We start from the raw sequence: 22,567 nt of genomic DNA on the forward strand, positions 1-22,567 counted from the left end.
TTATTAAAGTTTCACTTTATCTTCTTTAAAAAACCTTTTGGATTAAATGAGATGAAAAACTTATGCTTAGATTCATCGATTATGAAATTACTATTTTTAGTTAAAAACTCTTCTACAGCTTCCATTGGGCCAGGGCCCCAATTAGGAAGGAGAGGATTTCCGTTAATACTTGTATCTTCTACAATAATGTAACTATCAGTGGTGACAATAGATTTATAAAGTAAGAGTTCTTTCGATACATGCTCTTTACTATGATCAGAATCTAAAATAACTAAAATCACATCATCAGGTTTGCGCATACTTAATATTGTTTGGACCGCCTGTACAGAAACAGAAGAGGCTGTTAAATACGTAATCCGATTATGTGATGGCCGATTTGGTTGCGGAGTTATATCGATAGTAAGTACATGACCTTTTCCAATTAAATCTAACATAGAAGCTAAATACAGTGCGCTACCACCATAGAAGGTTCCACATTCAATAATTAAATCGGGTTTTAATTCGTGAATGATCTCTTGGTACAAAAAAAGATCAGAAGGAAGTTTGCAGATTGGAACCCCGAACCAGTGTGTACCATGTAGCCAAACGTTGCTGTCGTAATATTGTTTTAGAAATTCGCTACTAATGTTATCGATTTTGAATTCTCCTTTCTAAAAAGGATTCTTTCATACGTAAAGAGTTTACGTATGAAAGTTGTACTATATATTATGTGGTAAGGGATTATAAGGCGATTGTTTTCACGTGAAAATAAGCAAAATAACACATGTGGAAAATGAATTACTTACAAAAGAAGATGTAAATGAAAGGAAATGAAATGATCGTATGTATAAGTACACAATTTGCTTCATTAGAAAAGGAGATAATATACTGCTATTAAATAGAAACAAAAAGCCGACAATGGGAATGTGGAATGGTGTCGGAGGGAAAATAGAAGAGTATGAAACGCCATACGAAGGAGTTATTAGAGAAACGTTTGAGGAAACGGGAATAGAGCTTCCAAGTGTAACGTATAAAGGGAATGTTATGTTTCAAGTTAAAGACGAACCTTTGGGTAGTGAGGGAATGTATGTATTCCTAACTGATTTACCAGATGGAGTACATATTGATACGCCAGTAAGCACAGATGAAGGTATATTAGAATGGAAGTCAATTGATTGGATATTAGATGGTGATAATAGAGGTGTAGTTAGCAATTTGCAAAGATATTTACCGAGAGTATTAAAAGAAGAAAACAATTTAGAGCATACATTCACATATGATAACCGGAATATTATTGATTACACAACTACACTTTTGACAGAAGATGATACGAAAAAACGATATGAAAAATATCTCATTTCTCAATAAGATAAGAAGCGTTAAAATACTAAGGAAAAGCCAAGTCCTTTATTGGGACTTGGCTTTTTTGTAGGGAATGCTAATTCAAATTTTACTCCACATAATTTGCTTTAATAATAAAGCGGTGTTGCTTCACATCGAAATATCCTTTTTGTAAGATAATTTCATGTATACGATACAATTCCTCGGTATAGCAATCTACTATAAAATCAGGAATTTGCCACGGAATTGCTTTTAAGTAATAGACAACAGCACCGACATCATAAAAACGCTGAAGGGGGAATTCTTCCTTCGCTTCTAAAATAGTAAATCCATTCTCCTTTAGTTCATTACATGCCATTTTGAGTGACCAACTTGAAAATTCGCTATTTAGCGGTGTGCCAAACTGCTCATTAAGCTCCGCACAATCAAGACCGCCAACTTGTTGAGTAAGAAATGTTCCATTGGTGGAAAGAATTCTTTTCACCTCAGAAGCAGAAAAGGATTCATGTTGATTGACAATTAAATCAAACTGACTATCTTGAAATGGTAAAGCAGTATCATCCGTAACTTCTACGATTGTAACTCCTAAAGGTTCTAATTTCTTTCGTGCAATTGGTACATTCGGAGCGTAGCCTTCAGTCGCATAAATAGTTGACGGCAACGGTTGTAACATAGATAAAAACTCTCCGCCGCCAGTTCCCATATCTAGCATTGATTCTGCATGCTGCATAAGCTGGAAGGCTGTGCTACCGTACGACCATGATAAAGGCTCGCTATTCATACGGCCAGTTTCTGAAATGAAAGAAAAATCCCAGCCACTAAAATTTGTATTAGCACTTTCTAAAAAAGTTAAAAATAATGGATCACGTTTCATAATTATGTCCTCCTATTTTTTAAAGTGAGTGATATGATGAGAAAAAAGGGAGGACCTCTTATTAAGGTGAAGCGGTTTTACGTTTCGTGTTCGAATAGATTCATAGAAATTCGCTCCTTGTGAGAATGGTTATTTGTATATTCGGGATAATTAAGTGAAAATCCTTTGAAATTATAAGGGAAGGCAGTTGTTTAATGAAAAATTGGATGAAGTTTACAGACAAAGAGAGCGATCAAATATGGGATAGGGTATATAGTGATTTTGAGTTTTCACCAAGTATTTCTATATTCCCATCATTTAAAGTGCCAAGTCCTTTTGTTACATATGATATTTCTCATTACTTTGGAGAATCGATAGATTTAAATGTATATGATGATTTGGAAGAAAAAGCATTACTAGTTTTTAAAGAAAATACAGCAGCGAATGAATATATTATGGTACTTGATTGGCAACATGAGTGTTACTGGGTGAATCCACACATAGAGTTTGAAAGAAATGAATTTGATGAGTGGACAATCCCGATTTTTCCAAATGGAGATTACAATTTCTTTATTCAAAAGGACTATAAGTGGGGGTATTTAGGCCATCCTTGGGAGAAGAGTATAACGATATTTGGAAAAGAATTAATAGAGAGCTTTGAACAAAGTAAGCCAGAAATGTTTCAAAATATTTTAAGGCAGGGCTAATGTTTTAAAGAGAAAAAACGCTTATACTTCATTTTTGAAGCATAAGCGTTTTGTTTAAAATACTTAAAAAGAAAAATCTTTTGGTAAAGTACCATTTTTTATCACCGTTCTTAACCCATGTTTTATAATCCAAGGGTTAACAGGAAGCTGTTTATCACGTAATTGTTGTAACCATTGAAAAACGAGTTCTTTATCTTCTTTTGTAATATCGTTAATATGATTGGCTACTGATTTTTGGACATATTTAGAAGGGTCATTCATTAATAGCTCAAGTAGCTTTAAATTATTTCTAAAGTCACCTTTCAGAGCTCCAATTTTTTTAGCCCAAGGAAGTCTAGGTCTAGTACCTTCTGAAACTAATCTCCTAATGTGGCTGTTTTCGTCATGAATCCACTGTTGTAATATGTCTAGTGTGTCTTCATGATATTTTTCAAGAAAAGGCCGAATGGCATATTCAGCAGTATTCCTTTTTGTTATTTCATACATTGCGTTGAAAGAGGATTCAAAATCGTTAAGCCCATATTTTTCAACGTATTTTGCGATAGGCATGTACATATATCCGTTTGTAAATGTGCCTACTTCTGTTGTATTTTCTGGTCCCAATGTTTTCAGTAATATATGTATTGCTTCATTAAAATCTTTTTGTAATGCATTGTGTAATTCATCTGCTATGGCTTCTATACGTTGCTTTAACTCTAAATTTTCAACTTTATATGTTACGGAAGATACAAAGTTTATTTTAGAGAAATTAGGATCGTGTTTACAAATAGAATCAGCCATTTTTTCTGCTAATTCTTCGTTGAATAAAAATTTTAGTGGAACATATTTGCCCATTTTTTCACCCCATTGGTCGGATAAAAACAATGTTTATTTTTTAATCGACAATCCATACACCAAAGTCTCACTGGGAGTCGTAATACTAAAACCTGTCGTTTTATAATCAAGTTTCACGGTATCACCAGTGTAGTCTTTCGTAAATGAATCCATTTGTACGATAAGCTCCGCATCTTCATATACAACATCATCTGCATGATATGTATCCCAAATTAAATCGACATCAACGAAAATGCTACAAGAGTTTGTCATTGTCCCTCTAATGCGAATAATCTTTTTGTCTTCACGTTCTAATCTATGTATAGCAACTTTTGCTTCATCAGTAATACGAATGTTCATGTGATCCCAACCTTTAAGTGTATTTACTTTATTATTGCAAAAAGATAAGAAATAGGGAAGTAAATGGGATTGTAATAAAAAAACGAGCAAACAAATTTGTTTGCTCGTTTTGCTATACTCTATTTTAGTTCACATTTATCAAGTGGAATTACTTTCGTTTTCTTAGTAAATTTATATCCTAACCATAGTACTAAGAAGAGTGGTAAACCGATATAAGAAACGAGTACACCGTTCCAATCGATAGATGCTCCCATAAATGCGCCGTAGTTTTGTCCTAAAATAACGATAACACAAAGTGTAAATGCAAAGATTGGACCGAACGGGAACCATTTTGCTCTATACGGTAAATCTTTTAAATCTTTTCCTTGTGCAACATAAGCTTTTCGGAAACGGTAATGACTAATAGCAATTCCTACCCAAGCAATAAACCCTGACATTCCAGAAGCATTTAATAACCAAATGTATACAACACCGTCACCGTATAAAGAAGCGATGAAAGCGACGCTACCAACTACTGATGTTGCGATTAATGCGTTAACAGGTACACCGCGGCTATCTAATTTGCCTAAGAACTTTGGTGCTTTTCCTTGACGAGCTAAATCCCAAAGCATACGAGTTGATGCGTACATTCCAGAGTTACCAGCAGATAGAACTGCAGTTAAAATAACAGCGTTCATAACAGAAGCAGCGAAGGCAACGCCCGCTTTTTCAAATACTAGTGTAAATGGACTTACTGTAACATCACTTGCTGCAAGGCTATCAGTCGTATAAGGAATTAATAAACCGATAACAAGAATTGCTAAAATGTAGAATAATATAATGCGCCAAAAGATAGAACGAATTGCTTTCGGTATATTGCGTTCTGGATCAGCAGTTTCACCAGCAGCCACTCCTAATAATTCAGTTCCTTGGAATGAGAAACCAGCTGCCATAAATACACCGATAATTGCCATGATGCCGCCATTAAATGGTGCATCTGCAACAGTGAAGTTTTTAAAACCAACAGCTTCACCGCCCATAATTCCAAAAATCATCATAAAACCGACAATTAAAAAGATAATAATAGTAACGACTTTAATAAGTGCGAACCAATATTCAGATTCACCAAAACCTTTAACAGATAAATAGTTTAAGAGAAAAATAATAGCTAAACAAAGTCCACTCCAAATAAGAGAAGGGGTATCTGGGAACCAAAATTTCATAATTAATGTTACGGCCGCTAGTTCAGCAGCGATCGTAATCGCCCAGTTATACCAATAATTCCATCCAAGTGCAAAACCAAGTGATGGATCAACAAATTTTGTTGCATAAGTGCTAAAAGATCCAGTAACAGGCATGTAAGCTGCGAGTTCTGCTAAGCTTGTCATTAAAAAATAAACCATAATTCCAATTGCGGCATATGCGACTAATGCACCGCCAGGACCAGCTGAATGGATAACACCACCACTGGCAAGAAATAATCCGGTACCGATTGTACCACCGAGAGAAATCATCGTAAGGTGACGAGATTTTAATCCGCGTTTTAATTCACCTTGTCCTTGTGTAGTTTGCGTTTTAGAGGTAGATTGATTTGTTGCGCTATTCATGTTCAACACTCCTTTTCTTGTAGGTTAGGAAGGAGCGGGGGAGAAAAATACAAAAAACCGCCAAAGTAATTAGGCGGAACGTTTCACAAATAACCACCCCATCATACCCTTCCGTTAAGATAGCACCCCACGTTTACACGGTAATTTTGTAAACGTGACAGTTCTGTTCCTTTCGGAGACAGCCCCAGCTCATATTTCCAGAGAAGAAATATAAACTTCGGCAACTTTTCCTTTCAAACGGAGTCAGTGACATTCTCTGTGTCTCGTCCATTTTACTTTTAAAAGTCGCAACCTCTACCTCATCGGATTGATGAGGATTTATATATTGCTAAGATATTTAATATATGGCAATTGTAATGACTTTCTGAATATATTGCAAGGAATTTTGTTAGGAAAAGTCAAAAAATATCGGTTATTGTATAGGAAACGCTTGCATAACTCCACCCGAACCTACTATTATGTAGCAATAAGCAAAGAAAAAATTGTTATACAAATGTTTCGCAAAAAATAATGAAAAACCCTTTAAAATTAAAAGAAAATTCAGAAAATATAATTCGACATAACTATCAGAAGGGGATTATTCCTTAAATTCGTTTCAAATAATAAGTATAAATCCGATAAATAGAATGAATATTCTTTTTATTTCTGATAAAATTGAGGTATTGTTTAATTGAAAAGGGGATATCATTATGAAATTAGAAACGGAAAGATTACATATAGTACCGTGTACAGAAGAATGGATTCAAATTGCGGATAATCAAGGATACAATAGTGGTCCGCATATGGTAGGATATATAGAAAATGTGAAACGAGATGCGGCTTCATTACCGTGGGGACCGTGGTATGTTATTCGAGAAGAGGATGACGTAGTTCTAGGTGATATAGGATTTAAAGGGAAACCAAACGAGGAACATACGGTAGAAATTGGTTACGGATTTATTGAGAAATATTGGAATAAAGGTTATGCAACAGAAGCAGTTAGTGAATTAATGAAATGGGCTTTTCAAACAGGCGAAGTGGAAACGATTACAGCAGAGACACTCCTTGATAACTATAGCTCCATTCGTGTATTAGAGAAATTACATATGAAAAGAGTAAATAGTACTGAAACGATGATCAATTGGAAAATAGATAAATAAAAGATACCGCTCGAAGTAAATCGGGCGGTATTATTATTAATTATGGTAGCATTTGTTTTTGATCTTTCGGATAGCCAGCTGTCGATTCGTTAGAACGATTGGAATGATTACGAACAGCAATGAAAATAGAAATAATAACGACAAGACCAACTGCAACGTAAGATAGTGAAATAATAGTTGGATCCACTTTAAATGTAGTAAGTAGTGTACGAATGTTTGTAAAGATTATAAGGCCACCAACTAATACGCCAAGTAAATGAGAAGGAACGATGCGTACTAGCCATGCAGCGATTGGTGCCGCAACGATACCACCGAGCATGAGAGAAAATACCCAAACCCAGCTTACTTGTTCCCAGCCAAGTGAAATGAAAAAGCCAATCGTTGCAGCGAGTGAAACAGGAAATTCACTCGTATCTACAGATCCAATAACTTTTCTAGCTTCATTTCCTCTTGCAAGAAGAACAGGTGTCGTAATCGGCCCCCAGCCACCACCACCAGTTGAATCGACGAATCCAGCGAATAAGCCAAGTGGTACAAGTTGTTTTGCAGACATACGTTTATTTGAAGCAACAATTTGTTTTTGAATGAGGAATCGTAATAAAATATAAACCCCTAAAGTAAATAAAAATATGGAAATGTACGGTTTAATTACATCACCAGGTAAATTGCTTAAAAAACATGCCCCAATAAATGCGCCAATTGCTCCTGGTAATGTAAGCCTAGAAACTGTATATTTATCAACGTTTCCAAATTTGATGTGAGATGCACCAGAAGCGGCAGTTGTAACAACTTCAGCTAAATGAACTGATGCCGATGCAACGGCTGGTGCGATACCAAACATTAATAATAGTGAGGTAGACGTTACCCCGTACGCCATACCAAGTGCACCATCGATCAATTGAGCGAAAAATCCGATAATAGCAAAGACAATTAATTTCTGCATAAATAATCCCCCTGTAATAATAAATGAAAAAGACACTTTTCCCGTATGAGAAAAGTGCCTTTGGTTTTTCCAATCAGCAATAATTAAATTTGTTTTATTATAATACATATTAATCGTATAAATCAACTAGGTTTTAAAGTTTTTGAATTGAATGAAAGAAAAATAAAATATACAATAAAAGGATGGAGAGAAAGGGGAGAAAGAATATGTTAGCATTTGACCATCTTGTTCATGCAGTGCATGGTACACCAGAGGAAGCGGCAAAACAAATGCAGGAGCTTGGATTTCATACTGCACTAGGCGGAGAGCATACGAACTGGGGTACTTGGAATAGTTTATGTTATTTTGATTTATCATATATAGAATTTTTAGCAGTTCAGCATGAAGAAAAAGCGAAAGAAGCAGAAAATCCATTAGTGCAGGAAACGGTTGTTAAATTGCAAAATGGAGAAGGGATGCTACAAATCGCAATTCGAACAAATGAAATTGAAGAACAAGCAGTGAATTTAAGCAAACATGGCTTACAAACGATTGGACCATTCGAAGGGAAACGTGTGAGAAAAGATGGCCGTCTTTTAGAATGGAAAATGTTATTTGTAAAGCAGGAAGAAAGTGGACCGAAATTACCTTTCTTTATACAGTGGAATGAAACGGATGAAGAAAGAAGAAACGATTTACGTAACATAGGAACAATCACTGAACATAAAAACAAAGTACAAGAAATTGAAACGATTCATTATGCGGTGAAAAGCGTTCGAGAAACAGTGCGGAAATGGAAAAAAGTAATGGAGCTAACTGCAAGCTCAGTCGTAAAAAATGAAGAATGGAATGCGGAATGTCAAAGTGTATCGTTTGGTGACATTCATGTGCAGTTTTGTGAACCAATTGGAGAAGGGCTAGTACTAGAACGTTTGAATCATCATGGTGAATATCCATTTGCAGTGGAGTTTAAAGGTGAAAATAAACGAGAGCATGAAGTGCTAGGTAGTTTGTACATATATGAATAGAGGTGAACTTTGTGGAAGAAATTTTAAGAGAGATAGAGAGAAAAATAGAGTGTCCTCGTATTGTGAAATGTACATCTATTACAAAAGGGTTTTCACATGAAGAGAAATATAAAGTTGAATTAGAGAATCGAGAAACGTATTTTGTCAAAGTGTGTGATTCTGCTAATTTTTAACGAAAACAAGAAGAATATACGTATATGAAACAGTTGGAGTCATTACATATCCCGACGCCAAAATTAATTCATTTCATAAGACTTGAAGAATTAAATAAATGCGTTCAAATATTTGAATGGATTAACGGTGTAAATGGAGAAGAGAGTTTAGGTAAGTTATCGGTGAAAGAGCAGTATGCTGCGGGGAAAAGAGCTGGAGAAGTTTTAAAGAGAATTCATGCAATAGAAAAAGAGAATGTCATTGATTCGTGGGAAACGTTTCGGTGGAACAAGTATGAGAGATACTTGAAAGCATTAGCAGAATTTGAGGTAGACTTTCTCGATATGAAGCCAGTATCAACCTTTGTAGAGGATCATAAAGACTTATTGAAAAATCGTCCTATCATATTTTTACACGATGATTACCACCCAGCAAATAGTATGATTCACAATAAGGAGTTTATCGTTATCGATTTTGGTGGATATGATTTTGGCGATCCAATACACGATTTTTATAACGTAGCGATTTTTACTACAAGAATAAGCAAACCATTTGCGGTTGGTCAAGTTCACGGTTATTGCGGAGGTGAACCTTCACTTCATTTTTGGAAACTGTATTCATTATATGCAGCAATGACATTCCCAGCGGATATCGTATGGACAAACCGAAGCACGCCACATTTAGTAGATGATATGAAAGAGAGATTAAACAGAATTTTAGAAGATCATAATCATTTTTCATCCTATATTCCGAAATGGTATCAATCACATCATGTGGATATAATAAACAATAGATAACGGAGGGGTTCATTTGGATAAAATAGCGGTAATTTCAGATGTTCATGGTAATATTCCGGCATTAGAATCTGTGCTGAAAGATATTAAATTAAGAGGAATCGAGCGCATTATTTGTCTTGGAGATTTAGTAGGAAAGGGTCCTCATTCTAGCGAAGTAATTGAAATCATTCGTAAAGAGTGTGAAGGAGTTGTTATGGGGAACTGGGATGATTTCATTACAAAACCGACTGAATTTGAATCGTTAAAATGGCATCAAAAACAATTGTCAGAAGAACAAAATGAGTATTTAAGAAGCTTACCATTTTCAATCGAATTTTTTATGAGCGGCAAACTCATTCGTATGTTCCACGCTTCACCAAGAAGTTTATATGAAAGAATTCAACCACATGCAACAAGAGAAGAGCGTATTAGTATGTTCGAAAATAGTGAGCTCACAGAGAATATAGAAGGGGAAAGAAAACCAGATGTCGTTTGCTACGGTGACGTTCACCAGGCGTATGTGCAAAATTTTAGAGGGAAAACGTTATGTAATGCTGGTAGCGTAGGAAATCCTCTTGAAATTACACAAGCTTCCTATTTAATTTTCGAAGGAACTTACAATGAAAAAGAAGCAGCGAGTTTTTCTATTCAACTCGTACGTGTACCGTATGATATTGAATTAGCAATTCGATTAGCGGAAGAACTCGATATGCCAGAAATCGAGGAATACAAGCAAGAATTACGGACTGCTTTGTATCGAGGGTTTAAGGGGAAGTAAGGAAAATATAATTCAATAAAAATATATCAATGATTTTTCAAAATATCGACTTACCAACAAACATTGATGAAGTTTATTTATTATAATTTTATTATGTAAACAGAATTACAGGAGGGAATGTCATGCTCCGAAAACAACGTATTAAAAACATTGTAGATCATATTTTTAAATTAAACTTAACCCATCCAATAAGAGTTGGAGTAAGTGGTATAACAGCTTCAGGAAAGACAACATTTGCAAATGAACTGGCAGAGGAAATGATAAAACGAGGAGTACAAGCAACACGCGCAAGCATTGATGATTTTCATAACCCGAGAGTGATTCGCTATACACAAGGCAAAGAATCAGCAAGAGGGTATTATGAAGATGCACACGATTATACAGCTTTCAAAGAAAGGCTATTAAAGCCTTTAGGACCTAACGGGAATTTGCACTATGAAACGATTTCTCATAACTTAATAACGGACATCCCTGTATATAATACGCCGCTAGTGGCACCGCCAAATATGGTGCTAATAGTAGATGGAACATTTTTATTGAAAAAAGAAATTGAGTATCTATTTGATTATAAAATTTTCGTAGATACAGATTTTGAGATTGCGAGAAAACGTGGTGCAAATCGGGAGACTAAAGCTTTTGGAAGTTATGAAGAAGCAGAGAAAATGTTTATAAACAGATATCATGCGGCTTGTAAGATGTATATAGATGAGCATAATCCGAAAGAATGTGCGAATGTTATATTTCAGAATAGTAATTTTGATGATCCGGTAGTTGTATTTAAAGGAATTTAAAATCGTTTATATAGCAAATAGTTCGTGAAAGGGGATGTGTTGGGTGGATAAAAAAGATAATCCGAACGATTGGCCTGTATGGGCGAATGAGTCAGTAGAGATAGTTAATGCAAATCCTGATTGGCAAGATAAAGGCCGATGTGAAGAACAGCAACTTTATGAACTGCTTACTCCTCTCGGTATTAGCAAAGTAATACATATAGGCAGTACATCCATACCTGGTTTATCTGCAAAACCTATCATTGATCTAATGGCTGAAACAGACTCATTTGATAGAGTACTAGATATTTCAGCAAAATTGGCTATATATGATTGGCATTATGTAGGCCCGGAATTAGATGAAAGACCTTGGAGAAGGTTCTTTGTGAAAGTGAAGAGTAATAGGCGTGTAGCTCATCTGCATTTGATGGTTAAAGGAACTGAGCGATGGGAGCAACAACTTTTATTTCGTAACCGCTTACGAGAAAATCCACAATTAGTTTATGATTATTCAAATTTAAAGCAAGAGTTAGCTAAAAGGTTTAACCAAGATAGAGAAGCATACACAAAAGCTAAAGCAAAATTTATTAAACAAGTTCTAAAATAATTCGAATTTTGATTGTAACTACGTTTGAATATGAATGAAAAAACATACTTTATTTTATAACCTAAACTTACATGAAATGCATGTAAACAAAGTGAGAAGCTTTGGTGTTCCAATGTATTTCCTTTTATTTCTCGGGAGAAATTTTATATAATTGAATCAAGTTCATAGAAAGATAGGGACTAAAGCTATATTAAAAGTCGACTTGATTTTATGAGGGAAATTACAGGGGATAAGGCGAAAATAAGTTGAAAAACGTAAAAAGGGGACAGGGAATAGAATGACAGAAGTACTAGAATTAAAAGAAGAACTACTACAAATTAAAAATAATAATTATGCTGTGCCAGAAGACGTAGACGCATATCCATATGCACAGTGGATGCTAGATTATATCGGATCACCTGATGCTGAATTACGTGATGATTTGATATATAGTACGCTTCACACATGGATTACAAATGATGTATTTAGACAAAAAGAATTACGAGGATTAATGTTACAAGCGATTAGTCCTGATTATTTATTTTATAAAATTGGTGAAAAGGGAACTGATTCTGTATTTAAACGTGCATTCTCCGTATTAATTCCGCCACTTATTTTATCTGTTCATGAAAGAGAACCGTTGTTATCTGAAGAACAACTGTACAGTGTAGCAGAACAAGTTCTGGAATATGTCTATTTAGAAGAAGATGTAAGAGGTTACGTAGAAGGAAAAGGTTGGGCACATTCTACGGCTCATGCGGCTGATGCACTAGATGCGTTAGCACGTACAATACAAAATCGTGAGTTTTCATATGCAATATTAGCTGCTGTTCGTCAGAAGATTCGATTGAATGATTACGTATACATACATTTTGAGGATGAGAGATTAGTAGCGCCAATTATGTCGTTACGAAACCAAAATCTTTTAACTGAAGAAGAGTGGAGCAACTGGTTACATAGTATAGCAATTGTTGAAGACATCCCGCATCCTCAGTATGATATTTTAGTACAAAATATTAGAGCTTTCTTAAGAAGTTTATATTTTAGAGTTTTAGAGGCAGAGGGTAGTACAGCCTTTACAGATGATATATTGGAGACTTTGAAGGATTTGCGTAGGTATTAAAAAAAGCATTTGAATTGGAAATTTTAAAAGAAATCCATACTTAGAAACAAAGAGAAAATATTAATTTTGAAAAATTTATTAGAAATTTATTTTTAAATTGTACCCTTTCAGTATAGGCTGAAAGGGGTGTCAAATGAAAAAATTATTGAAGATAGTAAAGATTATATTTTTTGTGTGTAGTAGCATTATTTTCCTTGGAACAGGCGCTGTATTTATATATCATAACTATCAATTAAGAATGGAATCGAAATTAATGAACAATGAAGGGGAAATTGTTAATTTCAATAATAAAAAAGTGAATGTTTATAACGAGGGGAGCGGGAAGGATACGTTTGTATTTATGGCCGGATCTGGAATTGCCGCTCCTGTTTATGAATTGAAAGGATTATATAGTGAATTTTCGAAAGAAAACAAGATTTCTGTAATTGAGAGGGCTGGTTATGGATACAGTGATGTTTTTCATGATGATAGAGATATTGATACGATATTAGAACAAACGAGAAAAGCGCTTATTAGAAGTGGGAATAAACCTCCCTATATTTTAGTGCCACATTCTTTATCGGGTATAGAGGCTATTTATTGGGCACAAAAATACCCAAGTGAAGTAAAAGGGATTATTGGATTAGATATTGGTTTACCTAATCAGTACGTAACTCATAAAATAGACGAGGTTGATTCATTAATAATAAAAGGGATGAATATTTTAACGAAAATTGGTTTTCAGCGATTAGCTCCTTCTATTACTTATAATCCCGAAGTAATTCAGCAATCCTTTTTAACCGAACAGGAAAAAACTATTTATAAAGCGCTCTCATATAAACAAGCTTTTAATGATGATATGAAGCAAGAACTTTTACAAAGTTACAATAACAGTAACAAATCTAATTCCTTATCATTCCCAAAAGAAACACCAATTTTATTTATAGATGCGATTGCTAGGGAAAATAAAAACTCGAAATATACAAAGCAAAAAAACAGAGATTATGAGGAGTTTGCTAGCAAGTTATTGATAGCTGATGTGAAAAAAATTGAAGGTACACATAGTATTTATTTACACGCTCCTGATGAAATATACAAACTTGCAATGGATTTTATTAATAATAAAGTGGTGAAGAACTAAACTATTGTTATTTTAGTGATGGAAGGTCTACATAATGAAAGAATATAACATATTAATTGTTGAAGATGATTTGATGATAGGAGATTTATTACAAAAAATTTTGCAGCGTGAGAAGTATAAAGTGTATTGGGAGAAAGAAGGAAAGAATGTTCTTGATGTAATTCATGAAATAGATTTAGTCATAATGGATGTTATGTTACCAGGTGAAGATGGTTATCAAATTACAAAAAAAATAAAAAATCTAGGATTAAATATTCCAATCATATTTCTATCAGCTCGGAATGATATTGATAGTAAACTAAAAGGTCTTACCATTGGAGAAGAATACATGATAAAACCTTTTGATCCTCGAGAATTATTGTTAAGAATTCAGAAAATGTTAGGTAATCAATATGGTACTTTCGCACAAATTAAACATTTATTTATAGATGCAGAATATAAAAGGGTTTTCATTAATGGTTTGCGTGATGAAGTTGTGTTTACAGCGATTGAGCGAAAAATATTTTTCTATTTGTATGAAAATAGGGATAGAATTCTAACAAAAGAACACTTCTTTGATTACTTATGGCAACTCGAAGATAGAAATCAAAATATCATGAACGTACATATAAAGAAAATTAGGACCAAAATCGATGATAAAACAGGTAACATTATTCAGAACATATATGGAGAAGGGTATAGATTAAATACCTTTATGAAGAAATGAAATTAAAGAAGAAATATCAGTTATTACTATTCACTGCTATTATTAGCGTACCATTGTTATTACTATCGATTAGTATCTTTGTATCAGTAATTTATAATGTTGCCTTTAAAACTAAAAACAAGAACATTCCTTTTCATGAATCCTTTGCATATCCTACTATGTTAATCATATTTTTATTATCACTATTAGTATTAGCTTTTGTATTTTCAAAATCAATTAATACATTATTAAATAAAATTAATGTATTAAATCAAACGATTCGAGATTTAGCAAGTGATAAAAAAATTCCAAATATAATAGATGTCAAAAGCGATGATGAGATGGGGGAACTGATTAAATCAGTAAACTTGCTTATAGAAAGAACGACTTATCGAGAATTAGAACTACAACAACAGGATCAAATAAAAAAGGAACTATTAAATAAATTACGGCATGATATTAATACACCCTTAACAGCGGTTAGATTACAATTATATTATTTAGAAGGCGAATACGAAGGACAAGCACCGGTACTTGAATCAATGTATGGGCAGATACAATATATAAGTGATTTAACTAACGAATTTAATATGCAATCTACAGAGACATTAGAGAATACTTATATTGTGAAGGATGAAGTGAATATACAAAATTTAATAGAAAACATGGTTAAAAAATGGAGCTATTTGTATAGCATTCATAAAATTGAATTAGTATATAATCCACAAGATAAAGAGTTGGTATGGAATAGTAATGAGTTATGGATTCAAAGGCTATTCGATAATATTTTGCAAAATGTGCTTAAACATTCACATGCTAAAAAACTTGAGATCCTCATAGGCAATGATATTGTTTTCTTTAGAGATAATGGGATTGGCTTTGATATAAATGTCAAAGGAACGGGAATAGGATTAAAAAATATTGAAGATATATCAAAGATGTTCAATGTAAAATACACTTTACAATCAAATAGTGAGGGGACTATGTTTTCATTTGAAAACACTCAAGTTTTAGAGAAAAGCACATAAAACCAACACCTCACAACCATACTAATAAAATGTGTTGGAGGTGAAATTTATGGACAAAAAAGACTTTGAAAAAGTTTATAATGATTACTTACATCAAGGAGAAGAGCAAGCTCAATTTGAAGTAGACAATGAAGCCAATTCAGGAGCAGAACAAATTGTTGCTGTTCGTAAAAATGATGATGGGGATTTAATTGCTTTTAAAACAAGTAGCGGAAGAGAGTTAGATTATATAGCTGCTCTTAGTGAAGCGAAATCAGGGAAGTTAGCTCATGTGGACGTATTTCATAAGTATGGTAGAGATATTATACGTAGTGAACCTGATGGAATAAAGGAAAATAACTTAGATAATTTACCTTCATTTTAAACAGGTAAACCTCAAGAAGAGAATGTTCATTTGGATATTCTCTTCTTTGTTTTGCGAAGTTTTCCTAGCAAATAGACGGTTCATTTTTAAAGTGCGATTATACTTTTAAAGAGCGCTCTAAACTTCTCTTTATCTTCTGCTGTAAATGGTTTAGGTCCCTTTGTACGCTTACCGCTTTTTCGAACCATTGCACTTAAATACCGTGTTTGTAACAATTGTTCAATATTTTCATTCGTATACTTATAGCCTTTATGGTGTAGAACGATACAGCCTTTTGCTAAAGCGAGTGAAGCAAGACCGTAATCTTGGGTTACGATTAAATCTTCTTTTTTTGCTAACTGCATTATTCGGTAATCCGCAGCATCCGCTCCGGAATCAACATAAATTGTTTCTACTCCTGATGGCTGTTCCGCATTAGAATAATGAGAAAAGCTAGTAACGAGGGTAACAGGAATTTCAGCATTCGTAGCTTCATAAATAATCACATCTTTTACAGGACAAGCATCTGCATCAACGTAGATTTTCATTTTTATCACTCCTAAAACTAGGTTCGTGTTGATAATAATGGTAGATTTAGGTTTTGTCAAACGAGGAATTTGTATTTTAATTTACAAAAATTGTATATATTTAAAATTATATGCTAACATATAATTGATGGAATAATAATAATTTTTAGAAAGAAGGAATGGAATGATTTATAAAGCAGATAACAATGTAAGGAAAAAGTTAATTGAGATGTTTGGGAATTTCGATAGTACTATTGTACTTTCCTATCTCCAAGGGCATATGGGAAGTGCGTGGGTAGACAATCCTGAAAATCCAACTGTTGCTCAAATAACTGTAGGAATTTTTGTGTTTTACGCAGGGAATCCAAACGCAGAAGAGGCGGATGAATTACTATATAATCTACCTGATTTTACTCTTGCCATTGTTGATTCGGATGAATGGAAAAAACGGATAGAGACTGTTCACAAAGGATCAATTGAGAAGTTTCAAAGGTTTAGATTTAATAAGAACCCCGGCGATTTAGATAAAGAATACATACGGGATATTTTGTCTACATTACCCCAAGATTATGAAGTGAAAAAAATCGATAAAGATATAGCAAAGTCTTCTTCATTCCATGCACTATCAGAAGATTTTACTAGTCAGTTTAATTCAATTGATGATTTTATTGATAGGGGCGTAGGGTACGCCATTTTAAATGAAGGACAAGTTGTTTCTGCTGCAACATCATTTAGTATATTTGATGATGGAATCGAGATTGAAATTGCGAGTCATCCTGAACATAGAAGAAAAGGTTTAGCTAAGATTGTAGCATCTGCACTTATATTAGATTGTTTAGATAGAGGGAAATATCCTAGTTGGGATGGAGCAAATTCTGAATCTGTTGAACTAGCAAAAAAGATAGGCTACACTTTTAAAGAATCTTATGATACATATTTTATTGAAATAAAAAAATGAACCAATACAAGTACATAAACTAAAGTGGTTTTTAGTTTATGTACTTAGTTAAAAATTAATTAAATTCTATTGACGATATGTAAGGATGCTACTTATTTTCCACAAACCAAAATAGCCTCACGTAAACGAGAAATACCTTCCTCAATTTGATCAATATTCACTTTTCCATATGATAAACGAATATAACCATCTTTCGCACCGAAAATACTACCGGGCATAAAGGCGATTTCTTGTTTTAAACTCTGCATAATAAGTTGTTTTTCGTTTATCGGTTCGTTTAATTTTCCCCATATGTATATACCACCGGTCGGGTTTGAAAAAGAGATTTTATCGTGAAGTTGCTCGTTTAGGGCGCGAACGATAACGTCTCTTTTTTCTGCTAGTTGTTTTCGTAACGGTACGATATGAGACTGAAATGGTACAGTTTCGAAAAATTGCTGCATAAGCCACTGCGGGAAAATGCTCATACCTAATTCCATTTGATGCCTTGCGTCGGATAATCTTTCTACTACAGACTGCGGAGCGACAAGCCAGCCAACTCGTAAACCTGGTGCAATCATTTTAGATAAGGAATGTACATAAATGACTGTTCCATTTTCATCAATTGATTTCAAAGTAGGGCAAGGTTGTTTCTTTTCTAGCGTAAGTAAACTAGAAGGGTCATCTTCCACAATCGCAATTCGTAAGTCTGCGCAAAGTGATAATAGTCTTTTTCTACGGTTAGGATGAAGCATTGTGCCCGTAGGATTTTGGAAGTTTGGATTTAAAAAGATCATTTTAATACGATGCTTTCTATATAATTCTTGCACATCGTCTGGATTAATACCGTGTTCATCGACAGGTAACGGGAAAATACGGATACCTGCTGATTGGAATAACGGTAAGGAATAACAGTGTGAAGGACTTTCGAAAGCAACTGCATCACCTGGATTTAATAAACATTGCACGATAAGGTGAAGTGCTTGTTGTGCGCCAGATGTAATCATAATGGATTGTTCAGTCGCTTCAACTTTTAAATATTCCTTCATATATTTTACGACCGCTTGTCTGAGCGGGAGATACCCTTGCGGGTGATCATAACTTAATGAATGAGTTAACGGTTGTTCTCGTAAAATTGATTGTAATTGATCGTGAGGATAGAGGTTACAACCGAGCTCTCCATTTGCAAAATCTATAATATTTTCATTTTGTTGTACCTCCGCACGAATATGGCGAAGTAACGGTAAGTTTGGTAAAAACGTGCCACCTTCTACAAAATTTCTCCAGTTCGGCGTTAATGTTGGAGAAACGCCCCACATATGTGTACTTACACGTGTACCTTTACCAGTCGTACTTTCTACAATTCCCATAGCGCGTAGCTCATTATAAGCAGTTGTTACTGTACTTCGGTTTACATTTAACTGTGTAGCTAATTTCCGTTCTGAAGGGAGGAAGCTTCCTGGAGGAAGTTCTCCGTATGTAATACGTTTCTCAATAAAGTCAACAACTTGTTGATAAATTGGGATTTTACTGTCGTTATCTAGCTTCCATTCCATACAAACGCCTCCGCATCTCTTATATACATTAAGTATAACAAATTGGCTGGGTAAAAAAACAGCCAATTGGACGGTGTTATATCCAGCCAATTTTACTATGCTAAATATGGAAGGGGAGATTCGGATGAAACGATGGCAAATGGAATGGCTCCTAGTATCAGTAGCATTAGTATGGGGAGCAAATTATACAATTGGAAAGTATGGCGTGGCATATATGTCATCCATTCAATTTAATAGTTTACGATTTTTAGTAGCATCACCGGTATTATTACTTATTACTTTTATGATGGAACGCTCATTACGTATTGAAAGAAAAGATTGGTTACGATTAGTAGCAGTCGGTATCGTTGGTACGGCAATGTATCAAACGATGTTTATGCTATCTGTAAAATATACTTCAGCAACGAACGCCTCATTATTAATTGCGATGTCACCTATTTTTACAGGAATATTAGCAGTATTACACAAACAAGAACGTTTTTCGATAAAAGTACAAATTGGTTCAATAATAGCGTTTATTGGTGCAGCATTCGTTTTATTAACAGGGCATACAGGAGGAGCTACATACGAGTATGCATGGCTCGGAAATGTAATTGGATTAGTCGCAGCAATTGCGTGGGGATGGTATCCAATATTAGCACAACCTCTTATTACAAAATACTCCGCAATGAGAGTCACATCATGGTCTACTTTAATTGGAATTGTACCTCTCGTTATATACTGTTTATTCAACGTAAATTCTTTAACGTGGCCAGTAGATACGCCAAGCTGGGGTTCTCTAGCATATTCAATCGTCTTTGCGACAATCTTCGGACTTGCAATGTGGTATGTCGGTATTAGTAAAATTGGCTCAACGAAAGTAATGGTTTATATGTATCTAGTACCATTGTTCGCAGTTATCTTTGCAGCTGTAACAATTGGAGAGCAAATCAATATGATGCAACTCGTTGGCGGACTTATTATCTTTATCGGCTTATATGTTGTAAAAAAAGACGGAATCAAAAAGCCAGCTCTCAATTTGAAAAAAGTAAGCTAACAGTAAAAAGGATCTCTTTCATATAGAAGGAGATCCTTTTTTATTTCGTAATAAAAGCGCTTGTTCAACGGCCCATTTTTGATGATCATGAATGAGAATTTCTACAGCAAGTATAGGAGACATCCACTTTAAAACATGGTCCTCTTCACAGTTATCAGTTTGCTGATGTACCATGTTTGCGCTATAAAAGAACCCATCGTTTAAATAATATGTATCTTCCTTTTCTGCATAAAAATATCGTGCTGCATTACCGATATATTGATCCATTTCAATTGCCCATCCTAATTCCTCTAGTAGTTCACGGTGCAAACATTCTTCTTTTGTTTCATTACCTTCCATACCACCACCAGGTAAAAAGTAACGGTCTCCTTTTTGGATAACAGCAATCATTGAAGAAGATGAATGGAAAATAACCGCATAACAACTAGGTCTTAATACATAATGAACGGTATGTTTTTTCGAGCCAAACGTAAGTTTTGAAATCATAAAACACGACCTTTCTCTATAAAATACATAAAAGGGATATTAAGGTAAATACAGAATGGTATAAGTATAATCTTAATGGATTGGAGTGGTAACAACATGATAAATCGAAAATGTTCAAGGTGTAAAGAGATAACGGGTACAATACATGGGGGTAAAAAAATTAAGGAAGAATTTTAATGTGAGGACTGTTTGCAAAAAGGAATTGCGAGCGGAGAAATCGAATTATCACAAGTGGAGCAAGAACAAACTTCTTATCTTTCTATAAAAATATTAAAAATAATGAGTGTGATTTATTTAATAGCATCTATTTTTATGGCTTTTTCAACCGGTCCATTTATACATAATATAGGATTTGATGAAATGTCAATTTCAGGATCAGAATTAGGTTTAATAAGTATAGTTATGCTAGGTTCTCTATTCCAGTCTGTTCTTGTATTTTGCGGGATATGGGTATTCATCCTATTAGTAGAAACAGTCATTAAAATTTATGAAAAAATGAAGTGAGTGAGAGGGAGAAATACATGCGAGTAAGGAACATTCAAGGGGAAGATTATGTTAAGATTCATTCTGTTTTAAATGATTGGTGGGGCGGGAGAGACATGGCTGCCTTGTTGCCAAAATTGTTTTTCGTTCACTTTCAAGAAACGAGTTTTATCATTGAAGAAGATGGCGAAACGTTAGGTTTCTTATGTGGATTCTTTTCACAAACATATAAAGATGAAGCATATGTTCATTTTATCGGTGTAAATCCAAAGTATAGAAGAAGAGGAATCGCATCGACATTGTATTCTTATTTCTTTGATGCCGCTCGTGCAAATAACCGTAAAGTTGTAAAAGCAATTACGTCACCAATTAATAAAAATTCGATACAGTTTCATCAAGAAATCGGTTTTCGAATCGAGGCTGGGGATGATGAGATAGAGGGTGTATCGGTACATACAAATTATGATGGGAACGGCGGTAGTAGAGTGCTATTTTTAAAAAATGTGTAAAAGGAGGCTAGCTTAACGTTAGCCTTTTTGTTGTGAGGAGTGATAAATATGGAGAGTTCTCAAAGTAGAAACGAGTATTTACGACGTGTTTATAAAGTGCAAGACTATATAGAATCACATATAAATGATTCACTTTCAATTGAAGATTTAGCTAATGTGGCAGGCTTTTCAAAATTTCATTTTCATAGAATTTTTAAAGGGATGATGGATGAGCCGTTATCTCGGTATGTGAATCGTTTGAAATTAGAGAGGGCAACACACCTTCTTACTTATCGTACAGATATGACGATTACAGACATTGCGTATTACTTCGGGTTCACAGATTCAGCAGTTTTCTCCCGGACATTTAAAAGTTATTACGGAGTAAGTCCGTCTCACTATAGAAATCACAATAGCAAGAAGTGCAAAGACGTTAGCGAAGATTCTCAATACAATGAGTGTAAGAAGGTTCGAGGAGAGGTCGAAATTGTAACAGCGGACAACGTAAACGTCGCATACATAAGACATGTAGGTACATATAAAGATTTAGCTATAAATTTTCCGAAAATGATAGAAAAACTATTTCATTACGCATCGGAGCAAAACTATCATGTATTTGAGGATACGAAAATATTAACCATTTACCACGATCATCATGAATTTACTGAGGACTATCATTTAAGAACAAGTCTATGTATAACAATTCCAGATGAGTCCGCAGTAGAAACGAGCGACATTGGAATAATGGTAATACCTTCAGGCAAGTATGCGGTAGGTCATTTTGAAATATTCCAAGATGAATATAAAGGAGCATGGGATTTCTTATACGGTGAGTGGCTTCCAAATAGCGGATATAAGCCGAGAGATTCGTATCCTTTTGAAGTATATAGAAATGATCCAAGGCAGTACCCGGAAAATAAACATATAGTTGATATATATGTACCTATCGAACCTTTTTAATCAT

General features: G+C 34.4%; 26 protein-coding genes, 1 pseudogene and 1 riboswitch. Of the genes and pseudogenes, 18 read left to right on the forward strand and 9 right to left on the reverse strand.

What is annotated here, in order from left to right; translation table 11 throughout:
• Positions 1-11: 11 nt before the first annotated feature.
• Complete coding sequence (locus tag Q3V31_RS15720; RefSeq protein ID WP_071734932.1) at positions 12-635, reverse strand: cephalosporin hydroxylase family protein; 624 nt, start codon at positions 633-635, stop codon at positions 12-14.
• 187 nt (positions 636-822) lie between these two features.
• Here Q3V31_RS15720 and Q3V31_RS15725 point away from each other — a divergent pair, with 187 nt between their 5' ends.
• On the forward strand, positions 823-1,347 hold the full coding sequence (locus Q3V31_RS15725) for an NUDIX hydrolase (protein WP_000280171.1): 525 nt from the start codon (positions 823-825) through the stop codon (positions 1,345-1,347).
• An 82-nt stretch (positions 1,348-1,429) separates the two neighbouring features.
• On the opposite strand, the gene Q3V31_RS15730 is transcribed toward Q3V31_RS15725, so the two are convergent.
• Positions 1,430-2,194 carry a class I SAM-dependent methyltransferase gene (locus tag Q3V31_RS15730; protein ID WP_016129800.1) on the reverse strand — a complete coding sequence of 255 codons (765 nt, stop codon included), beginning with the start codon at positions 2,192-2,194 and terminating at the stop codon, positions 1,430-1,432.
• Positions 2,195-2,388: 194 nt separating this feature from the next.
• Between Q3V31_RS15730 and Q3V31_RS15735 the strand changes: the two genes are divergently transcribed.
• Positions 2,389-2,880: a DUF2716 domain-containing protein gene (locus tag Q3V31_RS15735; RefSeq protein WP_000800541.1), complete on the forward strand. Its 492-nt coding sequence runs from the start codon at positions 2,389-2,391 to the stop codon at positions 2,878-2,880.
• A 63-nt stretch (positions 2,881-2,943) separates the two neighbouring features.
• On the opposite strand, the gene Q3V31_RS15740 is transcribed toward Q3V31_RS15735, so the two are convergent.
• From Q3V31_RS15740 to Q3V31_RS15750, 3 genes are all read right to left on the reverse strand, one after another.
• Positions 2,944-3,714, reverse strand: a complete 771-nt coding sequence (locus tag Q3V31_RS15740) for a DNA alkylation repair protein (protein ID WP_000521701.1) — start codon at positions 3,712-3,714, stop codon at positions 2,944-2,946.
• Between the two features lie 33 nt (positions 3,715-3,747).
• Entirely contained in the window at positions 3,748-4,053 is a 306-nt protein-coding gene (locus Q3V31_RS15745) for an iron-sulfur cluster biosynthesis family protein (RefSeq protein WP_001026200.1), read from the reverse strand.
• Positions 4,054-4,172: 119 nt separating this feature from the next.
• Positions 4,173-5,639 (reverse strand): amino acid permease, encoded by a 1,467-nt coding sequence (locus Q3V31_RS15750; RefSeq protein ID WP_001083392.1) that lies wholly within the window; start codon positions 5,637-5,639, stop codon positions 4,173-4,175.
• Positions 5,640-5,751: 112 nt separating this feature from the next.
• Positions 5,752-5,944, reverse strand: a riboswitch (Lysine riboswitch).
• A 384-nt stretch (positions 5,945-6,328) separates the two neighbouring features.
• On the opposite strand from Q3V31_RS15750, the gene Q3V31_RS15755 reads away from it, so the two are divergent.
• Positions 6,329-6,778 (forward strand): GNAT family N-acetyltransferase, encoded by a 450-nt coding sequence (locus tag Q3V31_RS15755; RefSeq protein WP_071734931.1) that lies wholly within the window; start codon positions 6,329-6,331, stop codon positions 6,776-6,778.
• Positions 6,779-6,818: 40 nt separating this feature from the next.
• On the opposite strand, the gene Q3V31_RS15760 is transcribed toward Q3V31_RS15755, so the two are convergent.
• Complete coding sequence (locus Q3V31_RS15760) at positions 6,819-7,829, reverse strand: sulfite exporter TauE/SafE family protein (RefSeq protein WP_002076481.1); 1,011 nt, start codon at positions 7,827-7,829, stop codon at positions 6,819-6,821.
• Positions 7,830-7,927: 98 nt separating this feature from the next.
• Here Q3V31_RS15760 and Q3V31_RS15765 point away from each other — a divergent pair, with 98 nt between their 5' ends.
• The 10 genes and pseudogenes from Q3V31_RS15765 (at position 7,928) to Q3V31_RS15810 (ending at position 16,111) form a co-directional block, all read left to right on the forward strand.
• Positions 7,928-8,728 (forward strand): VOC family protein, encoded by an 801-nt coding sequence (locus tag Q3V31_RS15765; protein ID WP_090813624.1) that lies wholly within the window; start codon positions 7,928-7,930, stop codon positions 8,726-8,728.
• 11 nt (positions 8,729-8,739) lie between these two features.
• A pseudogene (locus Q3V31_RS15770) lies at positions 8,740-9,678 on the forward strand (aminoglycoside phosphotransferase family protein).
• Between the two features lie 13 nt (positions 9,679-9,691).
• Positions 9,692-10,435, forward strand: a complete 744-nt coding sequence (locus tag Q3V31_RS15775; RefSeq protein WP_000357663.1) for a metallophosphoesterase family protein — start codon at positions 9,692-9,694, stop codon at positions 10,433-10,435.
• 122 nt (positions 10,436-10,557) lie between these two features.
• A complete protein-coding gene (locus Q3V31_RS15780) occupies positions 10,558-11,226 on the forward strand; it encodes a nucleoside/nucleotide kinase family protein (protein ID WP_071734930.1) in 669 nt (222 codons plus the stop codon).
• 43 nt (positions 11,227-11,269) lie between these two features.
• Positions 11,270-11,812 (forward strand): GrpB family protein, encoded by a 543-nt coding sequence (locus Q3V31_RS15785; RefSeq protein ID WP_000358203.1) that lies wholly within the window; start codon positions 11,270-11,272, stop codon positions 11,810-11,812.
• A gap of 277 nt (positions 11,813-12,089) precedes the next feature.
• Positions 12,090-12,914 (forward strand): DUF2785 domain-containing protein, encoded by an 825-nt coding sequence (locus tag Q3V31_RS15790; RefSeq protein WP_329765613.1) that lies wholly within the window; start codon positions 12,090-12,092, stop codon positions 12,912-12,914.
• Positions 12,915-13,047: 133 nt separating this feature from the next.
• Positions 13,048-14,034: an alpha/beta fold hydrolase gene (locus Q3V31_RS15795; protein ID WP_090813623.1), complete on the forward strand. Its 987-nt coding sequence runs from the start codon at positions 13,048-13,050 to the stop codon at positions 14,032-14,034.
• A 34-nt stretch (positions 14,035-14,068) separates the two neighbouring features.
• Positions 14,069-14,740 (forward strand): response regulator transcription factor, encoded by a 672-nt coding sequence (locus Q3V31_RS15800; protein WP_000666450.1) that lies wholly within the window; start codon positions 14,069-14,071, stop codon positions 14,738-14,740.
• Complete coding sequence (locus Q3V31_RS15805; RefSeq protein ID WP_000768498.1) at positions 14,737-15,747, forward strand: sensor histidine kinase; 1,011 nt, start codon at positions 14,737-14,739, stop codon at positions 15,745-15,747. Before Q3V31_RS15800 ends, Q3V31_RS15805 begins: the two co-directional genes overlap by 4 nt.
• A 49-nt stretch (positions 15,748-15,796) precedes the next feature.
• On the forward strand, positions 15,797-16,111 hold the full coding sequence (locus tag Q3V31_RS15810) for a DUF3892 domain-containing protein (protein WP_000358172.1): 315 nt from the start codon (positions 15,797-15,799) through the stop codon (positions 16,109-16,111).
• Between the two features lie 86 nt (positions 16,112-16,197).
• On the opposite strand, the gene Q3V31_RS15815 is transcribed toward Q3V31_RS15810, so the two are convergent.
• Positions 16,198-16,638 (reverse strand): YaiI/YqxD family protein, encoded by a 441-nt coding sequence (locus Q3V31_RS15815; RefSeq protein WP_000708786.1) that lies wholly within the window; start codon positions 16,636-16,638, stop codon positions 16,198-16,200.
• A gap of 163 nt (positions 16,639-16,801) precedes the next feature.
• Here Q3V31_RS15815 and Q3V31_RS15820 point away from each other — a divergent pair, with 163 nt between their 5' ends.
• On the forward strand, positions 16,802-17,575 hold the full coding sequence (locus tag Q3V31_RS15820) for a GNAT family N-acetyltransferase (protein ID WP_000639429.1): 774 nt from the start codon (positions 16,802-16,804) through the stop codon (positions 17,573-17,575).
• 92 nt (positions 17,576-17,667) lie between these two features.
• Here the strand turns inward: Q3V31_RS15820 and pdxR are convergent, their stop codons facing one another.
• Positions 17,668-19,110: a MocR-like pyridoxine biosynthesis transcription factor PdxR gene (gene pdxR / locus Q3V31_RS15825; RefSeq protein WP_090813621.1), complete on the reverse strand. Its 1,443-nt coding sequence runs from the start codon at positions 19,108-19,110 to the stop codon at positions 17,668-17,670.
• Between the two features lie 124 nt (positions 19,111-19,234).
• Between pdxR and Q3V31_RS15830 the strand changes: the two genes are divergently transcribed.
• On the forward strand, positions 19,235-20,146 hold the full coding sequence (locus tag Q3V31_RS15830) for a DMT family transporter (RefSeq protein ID WP_090813620.1): 912 nt from the start codon (positions 19,235-19,237) through the stop codon (positions 20,144-20,146).
• 18 nt (positions 20,147-20,164) lie between these two features.
• Here Q3V31_RS15830 and Q3V31_RS15835 read toward each other — a convergent pair whose 3' ends face one another.
• On the reverse strand, positions 20,165-20,632 hold the full coding sequence (locus Q3V31_RS15835) for an NUDIX hydrolase (RefSeq protein ID WP_000623998.1): 468 nt from the start codon (positions 20,630-20,632) through the stop codon (positions 20,165-20,167).
• Between the two features lie 189 nt (positions 20,633-20,821).
• On the opposite strand from Q3V31_RS15835, the gene Q3V31_RS15840 reads away from it, so the two are divergent.
• The 3 genes from Q3V31_RS15840 to Q3V31_RS15850 are packed head-to-tail and all read left to right on the forward strand — an operon-like array spanning position 20,822 to position 22,563.
• Positions 20,822-21,136 (forward strand): DUF3980 domain-containing protein, encoded by a 315-nt coding sequence (locus tag Q3V31_RS15840; protein ID WP_083583378.1) that lies wholly within the window; start codon positions 20,822-20,824, stop codon positions 21,134-21,136.
• Between the two features lie 17 nt (positions 21,137-21,153).
• Positions 21,154-21,624 (forward strand): GNAT family N-acetyltransferase, encoded by a 471-nt coding sequence (locus Q3V31_RS15845; RefSeq protein ID WP_016129786.1) that lies wholly within the window; start codon positions 21,154-21,156, stop codon positions 21,622-21,624.
• Positions 21,625-21,672: 48 nt separating this feature from the next.
• Positions 21,673-22,563: an AraC family transcriptional regulator gene (locus tag Q3V31_RS15850; RefSeq protein ID WP_090813619.1), complete on the forward strand. Its 891-nt coding sequence runs from the start codon at positions 21,673-21,675 to the stop codon at positions 22,561-22,563.
• Positions 22,564-22,567: the final 4 nt, after the last annotated feature.

It is taken from the genome of Bacillus nitratireducens (assembly GCF_036320425.1).
Taxonomy (GTDB): Bacteria; Bacillota; Bacilli; order Bacillales; family Bacillaceae_G; genus Bacillus_A; species Bacillus_A nitratireducens.